This is a genomic window from Halomonas sp. AOP7-E1-9 (assembly GCF_052376035.1).
Classification (GTDB): domain Bacteria; phylum Pseudomonadota; class Gammaproteobacteria; order Pseudomonadales; family Halomonadaceae; genus Vreelandella; species Vreelandella citrativorans.
Map to the genome: position 1 here is coordinate 1 of NZ_JBQSVC010000078.1, position 1,871 is coordinate 1,871.

Here is a 1,871-nt window from a genome sequence, read left to right on the forward strand (position 1 = left end):
ATCGAGTAGGAAGGGGAGTCGCCTCCCCTGTCCTCTCACACCACCGGGCATACGGTTCCGTACCACGGCGGTTCATGAAGAACGGTTAAGCCCTCTTACCGTATCCAGTACCGAGATCAGTCCCTGGTCATAAAACCATTTCCTCGGCAGGGCCTGGTTCATGTGCGATGCCCCGGCGTTCCACCAAGGGCCTCGACCATTGCCTGCCGATTTCCAAGCTCGGGGCGCGTCCAGGCCCAGCCCTTGAAGTTTCCGGCGACGAGTCGCTGAACGTTTCCATTGCCGCCAGATTAGGCCGCGTAAGCGGCGACGTATCCATTGATCCAGCGCTTCCAAGGGCCGTTTCACATCAACAAAGCTGAAGTAGTTGGCCCATCCACGCAGGACTGGCCCCAACTCTTCGATTATCCGTTGGGTGTTACGCCCCCTGCCACGCTTCAGGATCTCACGAACACGCTGCATCATGCGCTTCAGACTTGCCTTGGCCAGCGTCAACTTCGGCTGCTTGTGCCAAGTGAGACGGTAGCCCAGATAGCCGCGTTTCCATGGCCGGTCCACCGCACTTTTCGTGCGGTTGACCGTCAGCCGAAGTGAGCTCTCGAGATACTCACTCAAGCTTTCCATGACACGCTCGCCTGCCCGCCGACTGTTGACGTACACCTGAACGTCATCGGCGTAGCGGCAGAAGCGGTGGCCTCGGCGTTCCAGCTCCTTGTCCAGATCGTCCAGCAGGATGTTCGCCAGTAGCGGGCTGAGTGGTCCGCCTTGGGGTGTCCCCTGTCGCCTCGGCGTGGGCAAGCCATGTTGCAACATACCCGCTTCCAGATAGCGGCGGATCAGGCGCAGCACGCGCTTGTCATCAACGCGCCGCGCTACCCGTGCCATCAGCAGATCGTGGTTCACTCGGTCGAAGAAGGCTTTCAGGTCAAGGTCGACCACCCAGCGGTGGCCAGCGGTAACATGGGCCTTCATGGCCGATACGGCCTGCTTGGCGCTGTGTTTGGGGCGGTAACCGTAACTCGACGCGGAGAACCCCGGGTCGAAGACCGGCATGAGCACTTGTGACAGCGCTTGCTGGATCAGTCGGTCGGTGACCGTGGGTATTCCGAGCTGCCGCACTCCGCCTTTAGGCTTGGGGATCGTGGCTGCTCGAACTGGACTCGGGTGATACGCATCGGCCAACAGCCGCTCACGCAGCGTTGGCCAGTGCTGTTTTAGGTGGTCAGCCAGTTGATGCACCGTCATGCCATCGACACCCGGTGCACCTTTGTTGGCAGCCACCTTACGGTAAGCTCGCTCCATGTTCTCCGGGTCAACGACCCGCTCCATGAGCGAGGCTGACTCCGCTTTCGTCCACGATAACGACGCCGGGATCGTCTCGACGCCCACCGGCTGGGGCGCGGAGTTCTGCTCCTGCCCCTCTGGGTGAGTGACGGTATTAGCGTCATGGTCTGTCTTCATGATCGATCCTCGAGACGTTATCGCCTACTCGCGGTTCTTCATGTTCGGCCCTTGGTGCCGTAGTGAACCGGCACTTACTATGGCCTCGGCTGACGTCTGGTAACCCATCCCGTCGCCTCTCGACGCCGGTAGCACTGTGGCACATCACCAGACCTCCCAGGGTAAGACGCGCGACCTTCCCGCTTATGCCTGTCGGATCTACGTCATGGCGTTCCGTGCAAGTACCGGGCTTTGATGATTATGGCCATCTCACCCCGCCATGACGCCTAGTATCCGCTTCCTATTCGTCAGGCCAGCGTTTTGCCTTGGGCTTCCTTCAGATTCCCCCTCGCGAGGGACACCCTTGCCGTCGGCTAGCACTTCCCCTTGCCGGGCGTGCAGGGGACTTTCACCCCCAAGTCATCCTGAGG

At 60.6% G+C, this 1,871-nt stretch carries 1 protein-coding gene; it reads right to left on the reverse strand.

Translation table 11 applies throughout. The features are described from left to right. Positions 1 to 72 precede the first annotated feature (72 nt). Positions 73 to 1,461: a group II intron reverse transcriptase/maturase gene (gene ltrA, locus ACT3R4_RS18350; RefSeq protein ID WP_193057446.1), complete on the reverse strand. Its 1,389-nt coding sequence runs from the start codon at positions 1,459 to 1,461 to the stop codon at positions 73 to 75. Positions 1,462 to 1,871: the final 410 nt, after the last annotated feature.

Bases quoted from the DNA above. Each gene is read 5' to 3' on its own strand.
- ltrA (WP_193057446.1), bottom strand. From the start codon at position 1,461: ATGAAGACAGACCATGACGCTAATACCGTCACTCACCCAGAGGGGCAG.